Here is a 17,938-nt window from a genome sequence, read left to right as displayed (position 1 = left end):
GGGAGCGCCCTACTTCCGATCAAGGCGTTGCACCAGCTCAGCGGCGAATGTGCTCAGCGTGTCGTCGCGTGCGCCCATAACGATGATGCGGTCACCGGGTTCGGCGAGTTCGATCAGTTTATCGCCGCACGCATTGCGTTCGGCGAACGCGAGCGCTTGGTGACCACGCGCGCGAACGCCGGCGACGATGTGTTCGCTGGTGACGCTGCGATCGACGGTGCCGCCGAAATAGACGGGATCGGGCATGATCAGTACGTCGTCGTCGGCCATGGTCTTGGCGAAGCACTCGATGAATTCGTTTTTCATGAGCTTCAGCGGGCCGTAGCCGTGTGGCTGAAACATGATGAGCAGACGACCGGGAAAGGCGTGCAGGGTCGCCAGCGTGGCGGTGATTTTGTCGGGGTTGTGCCCGAAATCATCGATGACGGTGACGTTGTTGGCTTTGCCGACGACCTCGAGGCGGCGCTTGGTGCCGGAGAAGCCTTCGAGTGCGGCTGCCGCCTCTTTCAGCGAAAGCCCGTACGCACGTGCGGCGGAGAGTGCGGCGAGTGCGTTGGCGACGTTGTGCTCGCCCGGCACGTTGAGCTTCACGCTGGCGGCGGCGCTGCCTTCGCGCTCCAGCACTTCGAAAGCGATGCTGTCCGGCGCGGGCGCGATCGAGACGCAGTGGAGATCGGCGAGGCCAGAGCGCAGCGCATAGGTGCGGGTGCGGACTGATGTATTGATGACGAGCTTGGCGGTTTCGTCATTGTCGAGATTGAGCACGGCGACGTCCGCCTTGCTGACGAAGCCGGAGAACAGCGCGCGGAGTTCGTCCATGCTCTTGTGGTCGAGCGCGATATTGTTCACGACGGCGATTGTCGGCTGATAGCGCGCGATCGAGCCGTCGCTTTCGTCGACCTCGGAGACGAACGCATCGCCCTTGCCTACGAGCGCGCTAGCGAAGAGCGCGTCGGGCGTAACGAAGTTTTTCATCACAGCGCCGTTCATCACCGTGGGATCGCGGCCGGCGCGGTGGAGCATCCAGGCGATCATCGCTGTGGTGGTGGATTTGCCGCTAGTGCCGGCGACACCGATGCGTACCGGCGCTGCGTTGAAGAGTTCGGCCAGCAACTCGGGGCGCTTCATGTCGCGCGCGCCGAGACGCTTGGCGGCGACAACATCGCCCACGGTGTCTTCAACGGCGGCGGAGCGGACGAGGATCTGCTCGGCGCTGGTGAGGCCCGAGCCGTCCTGCGGGAAGAGGGCGATGCCTTGGGCTTTCAAATACTCGAATTTAGCGCCCAGGCGGCCTTGATCGAGCGAACGGTCGGAGCCGGCGACAGTGACGCCCTTGCCGCGCAATATGAGCGCCAGCGGCAGCATGCCGGAGCCGCCGACGCCGCTGAAGAAATAGGATTTGGCCTGACTCATGGCCCACGGTTATGACGAGAAAGCCCGGCTCCCGGCAAGGACGCGAACACAGAGATGGCTCCACCGATCCGCATTGGCGTTGTAGCGCCCGGCACGCGCATCGAGCCTGAATTGGCGGAGCGGGTTAAGGCGCTGGCGGCTGACCTTTATCTCGATCAGGCGCCGGAGATTGTTGTTCACCCGCAATGTTTTCTGAGCGCTGGGCATTTCGCGGGCGACGATGCGGCGCGGCTGAAGGCGTTTGTGGAGTACGCGAACGATCCATCGCTCGATGCGATTTGGTTTGCGCGCGGCGGCTACGGCGCGTGCCGGATTGCGGAAGCGGCGATCGCGCAATTGAACGAGCACGCGGGCAAGAAAACCTATCTCGGTTACAGCGATGGCGGTGTGCTGCTGGGCGGCTTGTACGCGCACGGTATTGGCCACGTCGCGCATGGGCCGATGCCGGTGGACATTATCAGGGCAGGCGGGGATGCGGCGGTGCGGCGTTCGCTCGCGTATCTAATCGAGCGCGCCAATGAATCGCTTGAGCTCACGGTGATGTTCGAGGGCAAGACCGTCGCCTTCAACATCATGATCCTGCAATCGATCCTCGGCACGTCGCTGGAGCCGGATCTTACAGGCCACGTGTTGATGCTCGAAGACGTGGGCGAGTATCTTTATCGGCTAGACCGCGCCCTCTTCCACATCACCTCGTCCGCCAATGTGCGCCGGGTGAGGGGGATTAAGTTGGGTCGCATCTCCGACGTGCCGGAGAACGACAAGCCGTTCGGCGCGACCGAAGAAGAAATGGTGCGCTATTGGTGCGAGCGCGCTGGGATTGCGTATCTCGGGCGCGCGGACATTGGGCACGATGTCGATAATCGCGTGGTGCCGTTCGGAGCGCTCAATCGCTAAAATCTAACTCAGTCATTCCGGACGCGCGGAGCGCGATCCGGAACCCAGGGCAAACGACGCAGCGGTGGCCCTGGGGTTCCGGCTCTACGGCGCTAACGCGCCTCCGGCCGGAATGACGGAGTGAAATTTGGGCGCCGTTATTTGCGTTCAGCCGCCTTCGCCTCAAGCCACAGCTTTTCCATATCGTCCAGCGGCTGGGGGCCGGTGCGGTTTTGTTCGGCGAGTTTGGCTTCGATGTATTGGAAGCGGCGGGTGAATTTCGCGTTGGCGCGGCGGAGCGCTTCTTCGGGATCGACTTTGAGTTTGCGGGCGAGGTTCGCCATCACGAAGAGGATGTCGCCCATCTCTTCGGCGATGTGATCCTGGTCGCCCGCCGCTTGCGCGTCTTTCAGTTCGGCCAATTCCTCGTCGAGCTTGGCCAGAACCTCGTCGGAGGTCGGCCAATCGAAATTGATGCGCGCGGCGCGCTTGGTGAGCTTCTCGGCGCGCATGAGGGCGGGGAGGGCCATCGGCACGTCGTGCAGCAGGGAGGGCGCGCCCTTCGCGGCGCGTTTCTCGGCCTTGAGCGTTTCCCACGCGACGGTTTGCTGCGCGGCCGTACGGCCGTCGCCCGCATCGGCGAACACGTGCGGATGGCGTTCGATCATTTTGTCGGCGAGCGCCTGGGCGACGTCGGCGAAATCGAACGCGCCTTGCTCTTCGGCCATGCGGCTATGGAACGCGACTTGGAAGAGGAGGTCGCCCAGCTCTTCCTTGAGCGCTGGCATGTCGGCGCGCTCGATGGCGTCGGCGACCTCGTAGGCTTCCTCGATCGTGTAGGGCGCGATGGTCGCGAAATTCTGCTCGATGTCCCAAGGGCAGCCGCGCTGCGGATCGCGCAGCCGCGCCATCACATCGAGCATGGCCTGGGTGGAGGCGGCGTTGCGCGCGGCCTTGGTGGCGTCCTTTTCTTCTATCTTTTCAGCGTATTGAGCTGACATACGTTTCTCGCATAAGATAGATTATGGGAAGTAATTGCTGGCTTTGGCTGAGCCGACTCAAAGGGCGAAATCGGCCTGCCAGCCATCGTAGGCTGGTTCGACCCCGGCTGGCAGCTTTGCTTTCAGCGTCTGGTAGTCGAGGTCGATGTGCATGTTGGTGAGCACAGCTTGCTTGGGCGCCAAGCGCTCGATCCATTCGAGGCTGCGGCCGACGTGCGCGTGTGTCGGATGCGGCGTCTCGCGCAGCGCATCGACAATCCAGAGATCGAGACCGGCCAATTCATCGAACGTGCGATCCGGCATGGCGACAACGTCGTTGGAATAGCCGATTGGGCCGGCGCGGAAGCCGAGCGAGAGGGAGAAGCCGTGGTCCTGCTCCAGCGGCAGGATTTCGAGCTTGCCCCCTGGCCCGTCGATGACAACCGGCACGAGCGGCGCCATGTGGCCGGCGTCGCGCACGATGGCGGGATAACCGCCCAGAGTTTCGAACGCGTAGCCGAAGCGACGCAGGAAGGTCTTGCGCGTCGGTTCGTCGATCCAGATCGGAATTTGCCGACGCGCCTTGATGGCGAAGGCGCGGACGTCGTCGAAGCCGTTGGTTTGGTCGGCGTGGTCATGGCTGATGAGCACGGCGTCGAGATGCGCCGGCTTCACCTCCGCAAGCTGCGTGCGCAGATCCGGCGGCGTGTCGATCAACACCGTGGTCGCCTCGCCCGCCTCGCCTGGCGCCCCGCTCCATTTCTGCAGCAAGAGCCCGCAGCGCGTGCGGCGGTTCTTCGGCTCGTTGGGATCGCACACGCCCCAATCGCCGGTGGCGCGCGGGACGCCGCCGGATGAGCCGCAGCCAAGAATGGTGACGCGGAGTGTGCCGCTCATGCCGGCCTCGCGACGTGTGGGAAGATGCGGAAGAAGTTCTCGGCGAGCAGGGCGCTCCCCTCCTCTTCTCCTAGCCCCCTCAACTTGAGCAACGCGGCCTGCACGTCCGCCACGTGGTGCGGTTCGCAGCGTTGGCCGCGATGCGGCACGGGCGTGAGATATGGGCAATCGGTTTCAACGATGATGCGATCGAGCGGCGTTTCCAGCGCGATCGCACGCACGTCGTTGGCGTTCTTGAACGTCATGATGCCGGAGAATGAAATATAGGCGCCGAGCTTGATGGCGCGGCGCGCGAGTTCGGCGCCGGACGTGTAGCAATGCATCAGGATGCGAAGAGGGCCCTTCCCCGCCTCCTCTTCCAGCAAATCCCCCATCGCTTGGTCCGCTTCGCGCGTGTGGATGATGAGGGTTTTGTCGAGCGCGCGGGCGGCGGCGGCGTGGACGCGAAACACCTGCACCTGCTCTTCGAACGGACTGAAGCCGTAATGCTGATCGAGGCCAGTTTCGCCGATGCCGACGATTTTGGGATGGCGGCCGAGTTCGATTAGAGTCTCTGCCGTCAGACCGAGGTGATCCTTGGCGTAGTGCGGGTGCGCGCCGACGCTGGCGTAAATGTCGGCGTGCGCTTCGGCGATGGCGATGACTTGTGGGAAGCTTTCGACCTTGTCGCAGATCGTGATCATGCGGCTGACGCCCGCCTCACGCGCGCGCGCGATCACCGCTTCGCGATCTTGCGCGTAGCTCGGGTGGTGCAGGTTCACGTGGCTGTCGATCAGCATGGCGCTCATCTACGTGCGCCTGCGGCGCGATCAAGTATGCCCACCGCACGCGCGAGTGCGTGGCGCGGGTCCATGTCGAGGCCTTCGGCTTCGGAGCGGAGTGTTTCGAGTTGCGACCAGGCTTCGGCCCAGTGCTCGCCGCCCTCTTCGACGCCTTTGCCGTGCACCCAATCTTCCGCGATTTCGATGACGGATGCGAGGCGCTCGAACGGTTCGCCGCCGAGCTTTTCGTAGAGCTCCGGGATCGATGCGCCGATGCCGCCGCGGCTGGTGGCGAGAAGCGACGCGATTTCACGGCCGCCTTGCGCTTTGAGCGCGATGGCGCGGCCGGGGCGGCCTTTGGCGAGTTGGAAGATGACGCCGTCTGTGTCTGTGCCGGCCGCTTGCTTCATCTGCGGCTCCGTCAGCGTGCGCAGTGTGAGACGACGGCAGCGTGAGCGGATCGTCGGCAGGATCGCGCCTGGTGCGTGACAGACGAGCAGCAACACGGAGCGCGCGGGCGGTTCTTCGAGCGTTTTAAGAATGGCGTTGGCGGCGTTGCGATTGAGATCGTCCACAGCGTCGATGATGGCGACGCGCATGCCGCCTTCTGAGGGCGCGAGCGAGAAGAATTGGCCGAGCTCGCGCGCTTCATCGACGGTGATTTCGCGACGCGGCTTGCCGCGATCGTTCAGGCCGCGGCGCAGGATGAAGAGGTCCGGGTGTGATTGCGCGATGACGCGCCGCGCGATGGGATCTTCGGGATGTGTGTCGAATGGGCGTGCGCCACCGGTTTTGGCGCCAAGCGCTGCGCGCGCGAAGCGATACGCGAGCGTAGCTTTGCCCATGCCCTTGGCCCCGGTGAGCAGCCAAGCGTGATGCATGCGCCCGCCGCGCAGGCCTTCGGCGAGCGCTTGTTCTTCTGCGTTGTGGCCGACGTAGAAGAAGGTTTCGCGCGGGTGTGCCGCGTTGGGCTCTTTGTCGGTCTCGGGGGCGGCTTTTTCCGCTTTCACAACCGCGCCTCTATTTCGCGAAGCGCTGACGCAAGCACCGCGTCGGCCGGTTGGCTTGCATCAAGCACGGCGCAGCGTCTTGGTTCGCGTTCGGCGATGGCGAGAAATTCCGCGCGCACGCGCGCATGGAAATCCGCGCCCTTTTTTTCGAAGCGATCTTCGCCAACGCTTGCGCCGCGCGAGCGGTCAACGCCGGCCGTCGGATCAAGATCGAGCACGAGCGTGAGATCAGGCGCCGGCGCTTGGATCATGGTGTTGAGCGCGTTGAGCGTTGCCGCATCAAGACCGCCCGCGGCGACTTGGTAAGCGCGGGTTGAATCGTAATAGCGATCGCAGATCACCCAAGCGCCGCGCGCGAGTGCTGGTTTGATAGTTTGCGTCAAATGGTTCAATCGCGCCGCGGCGAGCAGCAGCGCTTCTTCCATCGCACTCCAGCGATTGGAATCGCCTTGCACCAGCAGCGCGCGGATCGCGTCGGCGCCAGGCGCGCCGCCGGGTTCGCGTGTGAGCACGATTTCGGCGCGTGCGCTGAGCGCCGCTTGCAAACCACGCGCGAGCGTCGACTTGCCGACGCCTTCGCCGCCTTCGAGGGTGATGAACCGGCCCTGCGCCATGGGTCCATCAACCGCCGAATAGGGTCAGGCGCAAGCCCTCCCAGGCGCGTGAGAACCAATTGGCCTTGCCGATGCGGCGGCCAGCGGCGAGTGGAAACTCTTGGGTCTGGAAGTTCGGCCCTTCCACGACGAGGCGCGCCACCACTTGGCCTTCCGCGATCGGCGGCTGCAGCGGGCCGTCATAGACGATGCTTGCCGTGAGCGCGCTTTGCACACCACGAGGCCCGCCGATGATGATGTTGTTCTGCGCCACCAGCGGCACAGTGCGACGGGAGCCCAGGCGCACTTGTGCTTCGCCAACCTCTTCGCCTTGCGCAGCAATCTGCGCGACGGAGAAATCGTTGAACGCCGCGCTCATGATGCGGAGCGCTTCGGTGCGGCGTGCGGCCATCGTGTCTAGACCGTTGAAAACGATGATGCGACGTTGGCCGTTGACGAGCGCAGAGCCGACGAGGCCGTAGCCCGCGTCGTCAGTGTGGCCGGTCTTTACCCCGTCCGCCCCTGTATAGGCGCCGAGCAGCGGATTGCGGTTTTGCTGGGTGCGGTTGTTATGCGTGAACTCGCGCTCGGAATAGATGCGATAGAGCTCGGGATAGGTGTTGATCAGGTGGCGCGTGAGGCGCGCGAGATCGCTTGAGCTGATGACGTGATCGGGATCGGGTAGCCCCGTGACATTGCGGAAGCGGGCGCTGGTGAGACCCAACGCTTGCGCGCGTTCGTTCATTTGCGTGACGAAAGCTTGCTCAGAGCCGGCGATGCCTTCGGCGAGCACGATGCAGGCGTCGTTGGCGGAGACGACGATGGCGCCACGCAACAGATCGCGGACGCTCACCTCGGAATTCAGCTCCAAGAACATGTGCGAGCCATCCGACATGGCGCCGTTGCGCCACGCGTTTTCGCTCACCGGGAAGCGGGTATCGAGTGTGATTTGACCGGATTGCAGACGCTCGGCGACGAGCAGCACCGTCATCAGCTTCGACATCGAAGCCGGCGGCATGGGCGTGTTGCAATCATCGCAGAAGAGGATCGCGCCGCTGGCGCCATCCATGATGGTGACGTGGCGCGCGGGCGTGGTGAGGCCGTTTGTTTGGGCGTGCGCCAAAGGCGCGGCCGCAACCGCACCAAGCAAAGTTAGAGCGCTGAGTGCGCGTCGCAGCATCATGTTTCCGCCGAATCGTCCGCCCGCTTCTGGGCCATGGGCTTGGATCAAACCGAGGCGGCGGGATTACGTCAACAAACCGAGGACTTAGCGGGAAGCGATGACCGTCTCGCCATAGCCGAGCGAGGCCAGGGTGCGGCGTGCGGCATCCGCCTCTTCGCGGCTAGTCCACGGACCGACGCGGACGCGGAACAATTCGCCACCCGAGGCCGTGGTGCGCACATCCACTACGACCGGGCCAGCCTGGCCGACGGCGTCACGGACGCGATGGGCGTTGCCGAGGTCCGAGAACGCACCGACTTGGACGAAGAAATTGCTTTGCGTTGCAGCGGCGTAAGATGGTGCGGTCGGACGGCGGACCGGTTCGCCCATAGGCGCGCCGGCGAGGGCGTCATCCCCACTCCCCTGCTCCGGGGTGAGCGAGAGGGGGCCGTCATTGGCGGCGCGGGCGCTGCGGGCAGGGGCCGGCGGCGCGACTGGAGCAGGGCGGGCGCCCTCCTCCGCATCGACGCGGCGCGGCGCTGGGCCCAGATACCGCACATGGACGCGGGCATGGCCGGCTTGGTCAAAGCCCAGCACTTCAGCTGCGCCACGCGACATGTCGATCAGGCGCTCGCCCACGAACGGGCCGCGATCATTCACGCGCACGATCACTTCGCGGCCGTTTTCGAGATTGGTGACTTGCACGAGGCTGGGGATCGGCAGCGTCGGGTGTGCGGCGGTGAGCGCGGCTTGGTCGAAGGTCTCGCCGCTCGCGGTGCGCTGACCTTGGAAATCGGCGCCGTACCAGGACGCCGTGCCGGTTTGTTCGTAGCCCGGCTCGGGCGTTGGCACGTACCAGCGGCCATTGGCTTCGTAGGGCGGGCCTACCCGCTCCTGCTCCAACCATTCCGGGCGCTGCGCGGGCGCAGCTTGCGCGAGCGTGCGTTGTGGCGCCGCGCTTTGTGCGGGCGCTTCGTCTTCATCGTCGGCGTCTTGCGCGACGTTGATTTCGAACGGGGCGCGTTGGGCGCGTGGGGTGTCGCCTTCACTGCGACGAATGTCGATGGTCGCGCCTGAACGGCGGCGCTCGGCGCCGTAACCGTACGAATTGTCGCCGCCGCCGGCGAGCGATGCGGTTTGCACCGGCGCGGAGGCGCCCTGCCCGGCGAACGTGATCGGCGCGGGATCGGCGTGGGCGGCGGCTGCAATGGCGAATGCGAAGAGGCCGCTCAAAGCAACGCGACCGATCGAGTTCGAGAACATCAACGACGACCCCAAAAGGAATTGGAGGCCGTTTTTACGCGTGCGCCTATTTAGGTGACGTAAGGATTTATGCTTTTTTCCGATTAACTACAGCGCAACGCTCTAGCCAGCGATGCTGGTCAGCGGTTCAACGATGTCGCCGTAGCCGGCATTGGGCGGAAGAACCAGGACGGGTTTGCCGTCGCGTTGCTCGACTTGCGGCAACACGGTGACGAGGTCGCGCGCTTCGGCGCGGGCAATGCAATCGGCGGCGCTTTGCGCTTCGGCGAGCAGTTTCAGATTCATCAAGGTTGGAAAGATGATCGTGCGTTGGCCGTCGGCGGCGAGGCGTACGGCTTCGCTCGGCGCGATCCACTCGGCATCCACAGTCTCGCGGCCATCGTAGGCGGCGACTTGTTGAGGCGGCGCGTGCATCACGTAGAACCATGTGTCGAACCGCTTCGGCATCATGGTCGGCGTGACCCAGCGCGCGAAGACAGAGAGGCCGTCGAGACGCAAGCGTACACCCAGATCGCGCACGACATCGAGAAACGGCGTCTCGCCACGATCGACCGACGCGCGCACGTCAACATCGCACACAGTGGCGAATGGCGTCCCATCGCGATTGTCGGCTGCGAGAATGCCCGCTTCTTCGAAGGATTCGCGGATCGCGCCGATGCGCAACGCGCGTTGTACGGCGTCAAAGCTTTCCCAACCGACGACATGCTCGGCCCAGGCCTCGTCATCGTCGCCGCGCGCGATTTTGCCGCCCGGAAACACGAGCGCGCCTGAGGCGAAGTCGATTTGGTGGTGGCGCTTGACCATCAGCACCTGAAATTCAGGCGCGTCGCGCAGCAACAAGATGGTTGCGGCGGGCTTGGGTTCGCTGGGCTCAGCCATTCGGGTCTCCGTTGGCCGCTAGCTGATAGATAAATGCGATGGCGCGCAACGTGACGCTGGCGGAAGGAGTGGGATTCGAACCCACGGTGGGCTTGCACCCACGGCGGTTTTCAAGACCGCTGCCTTAAACCACTCGGCCATCCTTCCAGAAGGCGCGGGGCGTACCAGCGCCCGCGCCTTTCTGCAATCCGCCACGCTGATCTGGGGCTCAACCCAGGCCGTTCTCGAAGGCGGCTTCGGTCTTGGCGGTGATTTCGTCCAGGCTGACGCCGTCGGCGAGCTGGATGAGGCGCATCGGCTTGTCGCCATGCTTATCGATCTCGAACACACCCAGGTCTGAGATGACGAGATCGACCACGCGCACGCCAGTCAGCGGCAGCGTGCAGGCCTTCAGGAGCTTGGAGGCGCCCTCTTTCGAGGTGTGCTCCATGACGACCACGACGCGCTTAACGCCAGCGACGAGGTCCATCGCGCCGCCCATGCCTTTGACCATCTTGCCCGGCACCATCCAGTTCGCCAGGTCGCCATTTTGGCTGACTTCCATCGCGCCAAGGATCGAAAGATCGATGTGACCGCCGCGGATCATCGCGAACGAATCCGCCGATGAGAAATACGAGGTCTTCTTCAGTTCGGTGATGGTTTGCTTGCCGGCGTTGATGAGATCGGCGTCGACGTCCTCATCGTACGGGAACGGGCCCATGCCGAGCATGCCGTTCTCCGATTGCAGCGTCACTTCCACGCCGTCAGGAATGTAGTTCGCCACCAGCGTTGGAATGCCGATGCCGAGGTTCACATAGAAGCCGTCGCGCAATTCTTTGGCGGCGCGCTGGGCGAGTTGATCGCGGGACCAGGCCATTATGCGTTCTCCCGCTTGCGGACGGTGCGTTGTTCGATGCGCTTTTCGAAGGTGGCTTGCACGATGCGGTCGACATAGATGCCGGGCGTGTGGATCGCGTCGGGATCGAGTTCACCTGCTTCAACAAGGATTTCCACTTCGGCGACACACTTCTTGCCGGCGGTGGCCATCATCGGATTGAAGTTCCGCGCGGTCTTGCGGAAGATCAGATTGCCTTCCTTGTCGCCCTTCCAGGCTTTGACGATCGAGAGATCGGCGACGAGGCCCGTTTCCAGCACATAGGTCTCGCCGTTGAAGACCTTCGTCTCCTTGCCGTCAGCCACCAGCGTGCCGACGCCCGTCTTGGTGTAGAAGCCCGCGATGCCTGCGCCTCCAGCGCGGCAGCGTTCGGCCAGCGTGCCTTGGGGATTGAATTCGAGTTCGAGTTCGCCAGAGAGATATTGGCGGGCGAATTCCTTGTTCTCACCCACGTAGGACGAGATCATTTTTTTGATCTGCTTGGTTTCGAGCAGCAGGCCCAAACCCCAAGAATCGACGCCGCAATTGTTCGAGATCACGGTGATGCCGTTCACGCCCGTATCGCGCAGCGCGATGATCAGGTTTTCGGGAATACCGCAGAGGCCGAAGCCCCCGCTCATGACCGTCATGCCGTCGAAGGCGAAGCCTTCCAGCGCGGATTTTGCGTCCTTGTAGACCTTGTTGACCATGCGGCGCCCTTATCTTGAGCGCCTCTGTTAGGGAGGCTTTCGCTGCGGCGCAACATTCCCGAGCGGAAATGCAAGTTTCAGATTGCCACAGACAAATTGCGCCGGCGGCTGAGCCGGCCGCCGGCGCTTTGTTTCACCCCCGGGAGGGGATGAGAACTTGGTCCTGGTACGAGCGAGGGACGAAAAATCGTCCAGAACCGAGGATGATGAAACACCAGTCCGGTTGAACCGCCGCTGAATCCAAAAATCAGCTTGGGCGCGCCTCGATGTTCCAGGCGGCGAGCACTTCATCGGTGTGTGCGCCGAGCTTCGCTGGGGGCCCCTGCACTTCCCCAGGCGTGCGCGAAAAGCGGGGGGCGGGGGCAGGTTGGACCACGCCGTCGATTTCGAGGAAGGCTTTGCGCGCGACATTGTGTGGATGGTTTGGCGCTTCAGCCATGTTGAGCACCGGGCCGAAGCACACGTCTGTGCCTTCCATGATGGACGCCCATTCGTCGCGCGTTTTGGTTTTGATGAGCGCGGTGAGCTTCGCTTCCATCGCGGGCCATTGGTTCCGATCCATTTGCGCTGAGAAAGCTGGATCGTCTTTGAGGCCGGTCTTTTCGAGCAACAGTGCATAGAATTGCGGCTCGAGCGAACCGATCGTCACGTATTTGCCGTCGCTGGTTTCATAGACGTCGTAGAACGGCGCGCCACCGTCGAGCAGGTTGGAATCGCGGTTGTCGGTCCACATGCCAGCGGCGCGAAAGCCGTACATCATCGCCATCAGTGACGCCGTGCAATCGGTGATCGCGGCGTCGATAACTTGGCCTTTGCCGGAGGTCTTCGCTTCAACCAGTGCGGCGCAAATGCCCATCGCGAGATAAAGCGCGCCGCCACCGAAATCGCCGACGAGATTGAGTGGTACGGACGGATTGGCGCCTGTGCGCCCCATCGCGCCAAGCGCGCCGGTGATGGAGATGTAGTTCGCATCGTGGCCGGCGGCTTGCGCGAGCGGGCCATCCTGGCCCCATCCGGTCATGCGGCCATAGACGAGCTTGGGATTGCGCTTCAGCGCTTCATCGGGGCCGAGGCCCAGGCGTTCCATCACGCCGGGGCGGAAGCCTTCCACCAGCGCATCCGCCTTGGAGATGAGTTCCAGCGCCACAATCATGTCGGCCGGGTTCTTCAGGTCAAGCGCCACCGAACGGCGGCCGCGGGCGAGCACGTCGAACTTAGAGCCCCCGGCTCCGCCCTTACGGTCGATGCGGACGACGTCAGCGCCCATGTCGGACAGCAGCATGCAAGCGAAGGGTCCAGGGCCGATGCCCTGAAATTCAACGACTTTCACGCCCGAAAGCGGACCCTTTCCCATGATTGTCTCCGTTTACCCTCTGGATTTCGACCAGAGCTATATTGGGCTAAGTATCTCCCATCCTTTGCCCGCCGTCTCCGGCGCCGGAGCGTCAAGTCTTGCGGATTGTTGTGCGAGCCCATGACGCGCGCGTGGCGCGTGAGGCGCAAGCGTTGCTTGCCGCTGCGGAGATTGAAGCCGCAGCAATGCCGGGCGCGTATCGTGCTGCGCCCGATGGTGAGGACATCGCGGTATTTGCGGCGCTCGATGGCGATGTTGCGCGCGCAGTGGAACTCGCTGAGGCGGCGCAACGCGCGGAGCGTAAGCCGCTGGCATCGTTGTTAGCGCTGAAAAGCGATCGGCCTTTGCCGGCTGGCTTGGAGGCGCCAGCCCCGTTCGCGGGCGCGATCGCGATCGATGCGCCGGCCAAGCTGATCAATGCGCAGATCGAAGCGTGCGTGCGCGTAGCGCTTGCCGAAGAGGAACGCGCCCGCCGCATGGCGACGGCGGTTGAGATGAATGCGGCGATGCCCACGCCGGCGGAGCTGCGTCGTTTGAAGGCGCTCTATATCGGCGCGCCGAGTGCGGTGTTCTTGGCGCTGGAGCGTGCGCTTTCAGAGCATGGCGGCTTGGTCGCGGCGGCGTTCTCTTCGTATGCAGGCTTTGACCATTTGCACGACGAGCCGTTTGACGCGGTGGTGCTGAATGGCGCGCAAGATCCAGCGACCGCGATTTCGCTCTGCGCGGCGCTGCGGCGGAACGCAAGTCTCTATCATATGCCGACAATGGTGGTGACGGCCCCGCAGGATGGCGCGACGCGCAAAGCGGTGATCGATCGCGGCGCGAGTGCGGTTGTCGACACCAATGCGCAATATGGCCCGAGCTTGGGTTGGCTGTTTGAAGCTGTGCGGCGTGAGCGTCGTCGACGCGCGGCGGAGCATGATGTGCGCGGTCTGCGCGATGTGATGGGCGAAGCGCGGACGGGCTTGTTCAAACGCGCGGCGTTCGAGGCGCATTTGAAGCGCTTAGCGTCCGACCATCAACACAGCGGCCGACCGTTTGCGCTTTCAGTGATGCGCGTGCTTCCGGCGCCGGGCAGCAATGATCCGTCGGATGACGCATGGAAACGCGGCTTCAACGAGATTGCGAGTTTGGCGGCGCGTTTAATGCGTGAAACCGATGCGGGCGCCACGATTGGGCGCGATGTGATCGCGGTGGGGCTGAGCGCGACGGATATGAAGGGCGCTAAGCGCACAGGTGAAAGAATTGCCTCAGTCGCGGAATGTACGGCGTTTGCGGCTGGCGACAACGGCACGGGGCCGTTGGTGTTCGAGCAGAGCGCGGCGGAGCTGCAGCCCGGCGAAAGCGGCGCGAGCTTGCTCGCGCGCGCCATGCGAGCGCTCGATATGGACTTCGTGCCGGCTGAAACGGCCTAAGCCGCTTTCTTCGTGGCCATGCGTGAGAGTGCGTCCAGCACGCCGCGGAGCGCTTTGAGGCGCGCGGTGGCTTCGGGCCAGCCGCCGGTGACGACGAGTTTGCCGTCAGGCCGCATTCTGAAATCGTCCGGGCGTTCTTGGACGTAGCGCACGAGCGCGAGCGGATCGGGGAAGCCGATCTCGCGGAACGTGAGCACCGCGCCCTTGGGGCCGGCGTCGAGCTTCGAGATTTGGCAACGACGGCAGAGCGATTTGAGTGCAGCCACGGCGATGAGCTGTTCGGCTTCCGCGGGCAGCGGGCCGAAGCGATCGATCAATTCAGCGGCGAAGGCTTCGCGCTCCTGATCGGTTTCGAGGTCGGCCAAGCGGCGATAGAGCGCCAAGCGCACGGTGAGATCGGCGACGTAATCTTCCGGGATCAGCACCGAGGCGCCGACATTAATTTGCGGCGACCACGACTTTTCGGAGAATTCCTCCTCGTCCCTGCCCTCGCGCAGCGCCTGAACGGCCTCTTCGAGCATGCTCTGATAGAGCTCGACGCCGACTTCGCGGATGTGGCCGGATTGCTCTTCGCCGAGCAAATTGCCGCCGCCGCGCATGTCGAGATCGTGGCTGGCGAGCGTGAAACCGGCGCCCAGATTGTCGAGCGAGGAAAGAATTTTGAGGCGCTTTTCGGCGCTGACGGTGAGCGCTTGTTCAGCGGCGGTGGTGAGATAGGCGTAGCCACGCAATTTCGAGCGGCCGACGCGACCACGCAATTGATATAGCTGCGCTAGGCCAAACATATCAGCGCGATAGACGATGAGCGTGTTGGCGCGCGGGATATCGAGGCCGGATTCCACGATTGAGGTGGAGAGCAGCACGTCGAAGGCGCCGTCATAGAATTGCGTCATGATCTCGTCGAGCGCGTTCGGCGGCATCTGGCCGTGGGCGACGGCGAACGTCACTTCCGGCACGTTGCGGCGGAGAAAATCCGAGACTTCATCGAGATCGGAGATGCGCGGCGCGACGAAGAAGCTTTGGCCGCCCCGGTATTTCTCGCGCAGCAGAGCTTCGCGGACGGTGACGTTGTCGAACGCCGTGACGTAAGTGCGCACCGCCAAGCGATCGATCGGCGGCGTGGTGATGAGGCTCATTTCGCGCACGCCGGCGAGCGCGAGTTGCAGCGTGCGCGGGATTGGCGTGGCCGACAGCGTGAGCGCGTGCACTTCGGCGCGGAGATCCTTCATGCGCTCTTTGTGCTTCACGCCGAAATGCTGCTCTTCGTCGATGATCATCAAACCGAGATCGGCGAATTTAATGGTCTTTGACAGCAGCGCGTGCGTGCCGACGACGATTTCGATCGTGCCGGCTTCGAGGCCCGCCTTGGTTTCGCTGGCTTCCTTGGTCGACACAAGACGCGAGAGTTGGCGCACGCGAACGGGAAGGCCCCGGAAGCGCTCGCTGAAGGTGCGGAAATGCTGGCGACAGAGCAACGTGGTTGGCGCCATGACGGCGACTTGCTTGCCGGTCATCGCCACCAGGAACGCAGCGCGCAGCGCAACTTCGGTTTTGCCGAAGCCGACATCGCCGCAGATGAGGCGATCCATAGGTTTGCCGGCGGCGAGATCGCCGACGACATCATCGATGGCGCTGAGCTGATCGTCGGTTTCTTCGTACGGAAAGCGTGCGCAGAATTCGTCCCACAGCCCTTCTGGCGGCGCGAGCGGTTCGGCTGTGCGCGTGGCGCGCATGGCCGCGATGCGCAGCAATTCTTCCGCCATATCGCGCAGGCGCTGTTTGGCGCGCGCTTTGCGGCTCTGCCAGGCGACGCCGCCCAGCTTGTCGAGCTGCGCCTCAGCATCCTCTGCGCCGTAACGGCTGACGAGTTCGATGTTTTCGACCGGCAGGTAGAGCTTGTCCCCTCCCGCGTAGGTCAGATCCAAGCAATCGTGCGGGGCGCCGGCGACATCGAGCGTTTTGAGGCCCTCGTAGCGGCCAACGCCGTGATCTTGGTGGACGATGAGATCGCCTTGGCTCATGGCCGCGGCTTCCGCGATGACTGACGAGGCTTTGCGGCGCTTGCGTGGGCGCGCGAGACGATCGCCGAGGATGTCTTGCTCGGAGAGGAACGCGAGTGTGTCGGTCTCGAAGCCGTGTTCGAGGGGCAGCACGGCCAGCGCATGGGCGCCGCGCGGCAGCGACGACGCATGCGGCCAGGATTCCGAACGGATCACAGTATCGACGCCGTGATCGGTCAGCACACCACCCAGACGCTCAGCTGAGCCCTCCGACCATGCGGCCACCACCACGCGCTTATGCGCTTTCGTCAGCGCGCCAACGTGTTTGGCCGCGGCCTCGAAAATGTTGGTGTCGGCGGTTTGGCGCTCAGCAGCGAAATCACGACCGGGTCGGCCGCCGAGGTCGAGCTTGTTCTTCGCGTCCGTGTCGAAATGGGTGAAGCGGCGCACAGCGCGGGCGCCCAGGGCGACGCTGAGCGCGTCGTCGAACAGATAGAGCAATTCCGGATTGGGCGCGCGGAAGGCCGTGCCGCCGCGCGATACCGGCGCGCCTTTACGGGATTCGAAATGATCGCGTGCGGTCTCGACGCGCTCTTTGAGCGCTTCCTCGGCAAGAGCGTCAAACGCCACCAGCGCGTCGAAACCGACATAATCAAACACGGTTTCGAGGATGTCGTAGAAGAAGGGCAGCCATTGCTCGACGCCTTGGCGGCGGATGCGGGCGCTGATGCTGTCATAGAGCGGGTCGCTGACAGCGCCGAAGCTCTGGCCGAAGCGCTTGCGGAAATGCAGCACGGATTGATCATCGAGCAGCACTTCGCTGACGGGCGTGAGCAGCGCCGCTTTAAGCTTCGTCTTCGAGATTTGCGTTTCGGGATCGAAGCTGCGGATGGCTTCCAGTTCGTCGCCAAAGAAATCGAAGCGCAGCGGTTCGGCCGCGCCCGGCGGAAACACGTCCATCAGGCCGCCCCGAACGGCGAACTCGCCGGGCGCGCGGACCGTGGAGGAACGTGAGTAGCCGTTGACGACGAGATAATTCTCGAGGTCTGCCATTGAGGTTTCAGAGCCGGCCGCGGCGGCGAACGTCGCTGCGTTGAGGCGCGCGCGCGGCGGCACACGCTGCGCAATCGCGGAAGCCGTGGCGATGACGAGCAGCGGCGGTTCGCTCTGCTTGCGGCGCGCGAGTGCGGCCAGCGCGGCGCAGCGTTGTGCGGCGACGGAAGCGGCAGGCGAAATGCGATCGTAAGGCAGCGTGTCCCAGGCTGGCAGACGCAACGTGGCAAGGTCGGGCGTGAAGAAGCGCACGGCGGCTTCGAACGACGAGGCGCGGGTTTCATCGCGGGCGACAAAGAGCGTCACGCCGCCACGCAGGCGCGCAGCTTCGCCGAGGGCGGCCGCATCGATGCCCTCGGGCGCGCCGGAGACCACCAACGCCTCCTTGGCCTTGGCGAGCGTCTCAACAAGGCGTGGGTTTAGGGCGGTCTCAGGCATCGTGGCGCGGAATGATCTCGGATCGGAACGCGCAAACCAGCGCGAGGGTTTGGGTGTCGTATTCGCTGGGCGCCCGGGCCTGATCTGTGATCCAGGCATAGACGTCCTGATCGGGCGCATCGAGCAGGCGCTCGAACTCGTCCACTTGCGTCTCGGTCAAAGTCGCCAGATGACGGTCGGCAAAATTGCCTAGAATCAAGTCAATCTCGCGGAAGCCTCGACGCCAGGCGCGGAATTTCAGCTTCTTGCGGCGGTCATCCATAGGGCGTCTGGGGCGGAGA

16 protein-coding genes and 1 tRNA gene are annotated in these 17,938 nt (G+C 63.9%); 2 read left to right on the top strand and 15 right to left on the bottom strand.

What is annotated here, in order from left to right; genetic code table 11:
- Nucleotides 1-9: 9 nt before the first annotated feature.
- Nucleotides 10-1,413 (bottom strand): UDP-N-acetylmuramate--L-alanine ligase, encoded by a 1,404-nt coding sequence (locus EPJ54_RS02755; RefSeq protein WP_135210133.1) that lies wholly within the window; start codon nucleotides 1,411-1,413, stop codon nucleotides 10-12.
- A 54-nt stretch (nucleotides 1,414-1,467) separates the two neighbouring features.
- Between EPJ54_RS02755 and EPJ54_RS02750 the strand changes: the two genes are divergently transcribed.
- A complete protein-coding gene (locus EPJ54_RS02750; RefSeq protein WP_239590730.1) occupies nucleotides 1,468-2,310 on the top strand; it encodes an LD-carboxypeptidase in 843 nt (280 codons plus the stop codon).
- A 137-nt stretch (nucleotides 2,311-2,447) separates the two neighbouring features.
- On the opposite strand, the gene mazG is transcribed toward EPJ54_RS02750, so the two are convergent.
- The 12 genes from mazG to EPJ54_RS02690 all read right to left on the bottom strand — a co-directional run bounded on the left by mazG (nucleotide 2,448) and on the right by EPJ54_RS02690 (nucleotide 12,751).
- Nucleotides 2,448-3,212 (bottom strand): nucleoside triphosphate pyrophosphohydrolase, encoded by a 765-nt coding sequence (gene mazG / locus EPJ54_RS02745; RefSeq protein ID WP_420823030.1) that lies wholly within the window; start codon nucleotides 3,210-3,212, stop codon nucleotides 2,448-2,450.
- A gap of 135 nt (nucleotides 3,213-3,347) precedes the next feature.
- On the bottom strand, nucleotides 3,348-4,166 hold the full coding sequence (locus tag EPJ54_RS02740; protein WP_135210131.1) for an MBL fold metallo-hydrolase: 819 nt from the start codon (nucleotides 4,164-4,166) through the stop codon (nucleotides 3,348-3,350).
- Entirely contained in the window at nucleotides 4,163-4,954 is a 792-nt protein-coding gene (locus tag EPJ54_RS02735) for a TatD family hydrolase (RefSeq protein WP_135210130.1), read from the bottom strand. Before EPJ54_RS02735 ends, EPJ54_RS02740 begins: the two co-directional genes overlap by 4 nt.
- On the bottom strand, nucleotides 4,951-5,937 hold the full coding sequence (locus tag EPJ54_RS02730) for a DNA polymerase III subunit delta' (RefSeq protein ID WP_135210129.1): 987 nt from the start codon (nucleotides 5,935-5,937) through the stop codon (nucleotides 4,951-4,953). Before EPJ54_RS02730 ends, EPJ54_RS02735 begins: the two co-directional genes overlap by 4 nt.
- Nucleotides 5,934-6,551, bottom strand: coding sequence for a dTMP kinase (tmk, locus tag EPJ54_RS02725; protein WP_135210128.1), 618 nt, complete (start codon nucleotides 6,549-6,551; stop codon nucleotides 5,934-5,936). The genes EPJ54_RS02730 and tmk overlap by 4 nt, the downstream gene beginning before the upstream one ends.
- Nucleotides 6,552-6,558: 7 nt before the next feature.
- A complete protein-coding gene (locus EPJ54_RS02720) occupies nucleotides 6,559-7,713 on the bottom strand; it encodes a D-alanyl-D-alanine carboxypeptidase family protein (protein WP_135210127.1) in 1,155 nt (384 codons plus the stop codon).
- A gap of 84 nt (nucleotides 7,714-7,797) precedes the next feature.
- Nucleotides 7,798-8,955, bottom strand: a complete 1,158-nt coding sequence (locus tag EPJ54_RS02715; RefSeq protein WP_167755540.1) for a septal ring lytic transglycosylase RlpA family protein — start codon at nucleotides 8,953-8,955, stop codon at nucleotides 7,798-7,800.
- Between the two features lie 102 nt (nucleotides 8,956-9,057).
- A complete protein-coding gene (locus tag EPJ54_RS02710) occupies nucleotides 9,058-9,834 on the bottom strand; it encodes an NUDIX hydrolase (protein ID WP_135210125.1) in 777 nt (258 codons plus the stop codon).
- Between the two features lie 57 nt (nucleotides 9,835-9,891).
- Nucleotides 9,892-9,981, bottom strand: a tRNA-Ser gene (locus EPJ54_RS02705).
- Between the two features lie 61 nt (nucleotides 9,982-10,042).
- Entirely contained in the window at nucleotides 10,043-10,690 is a 648-nt protein-coding gene (locus tag EPJ54_RS02700) for a 3-oxoacid CoA-transferase subunit B (RefSeq protein ID WP_135210124.1), read from the bottom strand.
- A complete protein-coding gene (locus EPJ54_RS02695) occupies nucleotides 10,690-11,397 on the bottom strand; it encodes a CoA transferase subunit A (RefSeq protein ID WP_135210123.1) in 708 nt (235 codons plus the stop codon). The genes EPJ54_RS02700 and EPJ54_RS02695 overlap by 1 nt, the downstream gene beginning before the upstream one ends.
- Before the next feature lie 247 nt (nucleotides 11,398-11,644).
- Entirely contained in the window at nucleotides 11,645-12,751 is a 1,107-nt protein-coding gene (locus EPJ54_RS02690; protein WP_135210122.1) for a CaiB/BaiF CoA transferase family protein, read from the bottom strand.
- 98 nt (nucleotides 12,752-12,849) lie between these two features.
- On the opposite strand from EPJ54_RS02690, the gene EPJ54_RS02685 reads away from it, so the two are divergent.
- Nucleotides 12,850-14,166, top strand: coding sequence for a PleD family two-component system response regulator (locus EPJ54_RS02685; protein WP_135210121.1), 1,317 nt, complete (start codon nucleotides 12,850-12,852; stop codon nucleotides 14,164-14,166).
- On the opposite strand, the gene mfd is transcribed toward EPJ54_RS02685, so the two are convergent.
- Together mfd and EPJ54_RS02675 are read right to left on the bottom strand one after the other, a co-directional pair.
- On the bottom strand, nucleotides 14,163-17,657 hold the full coding sequence (gene mfd / locus EPJ54_RS02680; protein WP_135210120.1) for a transcription-repair coupling factor: 3,495 nt from the start codon (nucleotides 17,655-17,657) through the stop codon (nucleotides 14,163-14,165). The genes EPJ54_RS02685 and mfd overlap by 4 nt on opposite strands.
- The gene (locus EPJ54_RS02675; RefSeq protein ID WP_135210119.1) at nucleotides 17,650-17,919 is read right to left on the bottom strand and encodes an FAD assembly factor SdhE; all 270 of its coding nucleotides are present in this window, start codon (nucleotides 17,917-17,919) and stop codon (nucleotides 17,650-17,652) included. Before EPJ54_RS02675 ends, mfd begins: the two co-directional genes overlap by 8 nt.
- Nucleotides 17,920-17,938 lie beyond the last annotated feature (19 nt).

The sequence above is a fragment of the Vitreimonas flagellata genome, from assembly GCF_004634425.1.
GTDB classification, from domain to species: domain Bacteria; phylum Pseudomonadota; class Alphaproteobacteria; order Caulobacterales; family Aquidulcibacteraceae; genus Vitreimonas; species Vitreimonas flagellata.
The sequence above is the reverse complement of the archived record's forward strand: the minus strand, read 5'-3'. Positions and strand labels throughout refer to the sequence as shown.

Excerpts from the sequence above, each read along its gene's own strand:
- EPJ54_RS02755 (WP_135210133.1), bottom strand. The coding sequence starts at position 1,413 with ATGAGTCAGGCCAAATCCTATTTCTTCAGCGGCGTCGGCGGCTCCGGC.
- EPJ54_RS02750 (WP_239590730.1), top strand. The coding sequence starts at position 1,468 with ATGGCTCCACCGATCCGCATTGGCGTTGTAGCGCCCGGCACGCGCATC.
- mazG (WP_420823030.1), bottom strand. The coding sequence starts at position 3,212 with ATGCTCGATGTGATGGCGCGGCTGCGCGATCCGCAGCGCGGCTGCCCT.
- EPJ54_RS02740 (WP_135210131.1), bottom strand. The coding sequence starts at position 4,166 with ATGAGCGGCACACTCCGCGTCACCATTCTTGGCTGCGGCTCATCCGGC.
- EPJ54_RS02735 (WP_135210130.1), bottom strand. The coding sequence starts at position 4,954 with ATGAGCGCCATGCTGATCGACAGCCACGTGAACCTGCACCACCCGAGC.
- tmk (WP_135210128.1), bottom strand. The coding sequence starts at position 6,551 with ATGGCGCAGGGCCGGTTCATCACCCTCGAAGGCGGCGAAGGCGTCGGC.
- EPJ54_RS02720 (WP_135210127.1), bottom strand. The coding sequence starts at position 7,713 with ATGATGCTGCGACGCGCACTCAGCGCTCTAACTTTGCTTGGTGCGGTT.
- EPJ54_RS02715 (WP_167755540.1), bottom strand. The coding sequence starts at position 8,955 with ATGTTCTCGAACTCGATCGGTCGCGTTGCTTTGAGCGGCCTCTTCGCA.
- EPJ54_RS02710 (WP_135210125.1), bottom strand. The coding sequence starts at position 9,834 with ATGGCTGAGCCCAGCGAACCCAAGCCCGCCGCAACCATCTTGTTGCTG.
- EPJ54_RS02700 (WP_135210124.1), bottom strand. The coding sequence starts at position 10,690 with ATGGCCTGGTCCCGCGATCAACTCGCCCAGCGCGCCGCCAAAGAATTG.
- EPJ54_RS02695 (WP_135210123.1), bottom strand. The coding sequence starts at position 11,397 with ATGGTCAACAAGGTCTACAAGGACGCAAAATCCGCGCTGGAAGGCTTC.
- EPJ54_RS02690 (WP_135210122.1), bottom strand. The coding sequence starts at position 12,751 with ATGGGAAAGGGTCCGCTTTCGGGCGTGAAAGTCGTTGAATTTCAGGGC.
- mfd (WP_135210120.1), bottom strand. The coding sequence starts at position 17,657 with ATGCCTGAGACCGCCCTAAACCCACGCCTTGTTGAGACGCTCGCCAAG.
- EPJ54_RS02675 (WP_135210119.1), bottom strand. The coding sequence starts at position 17,919 with ATGGATGACCGCCGCAAGAAGCTGAAATTCCGCGCCTGGCGTCGAGGC.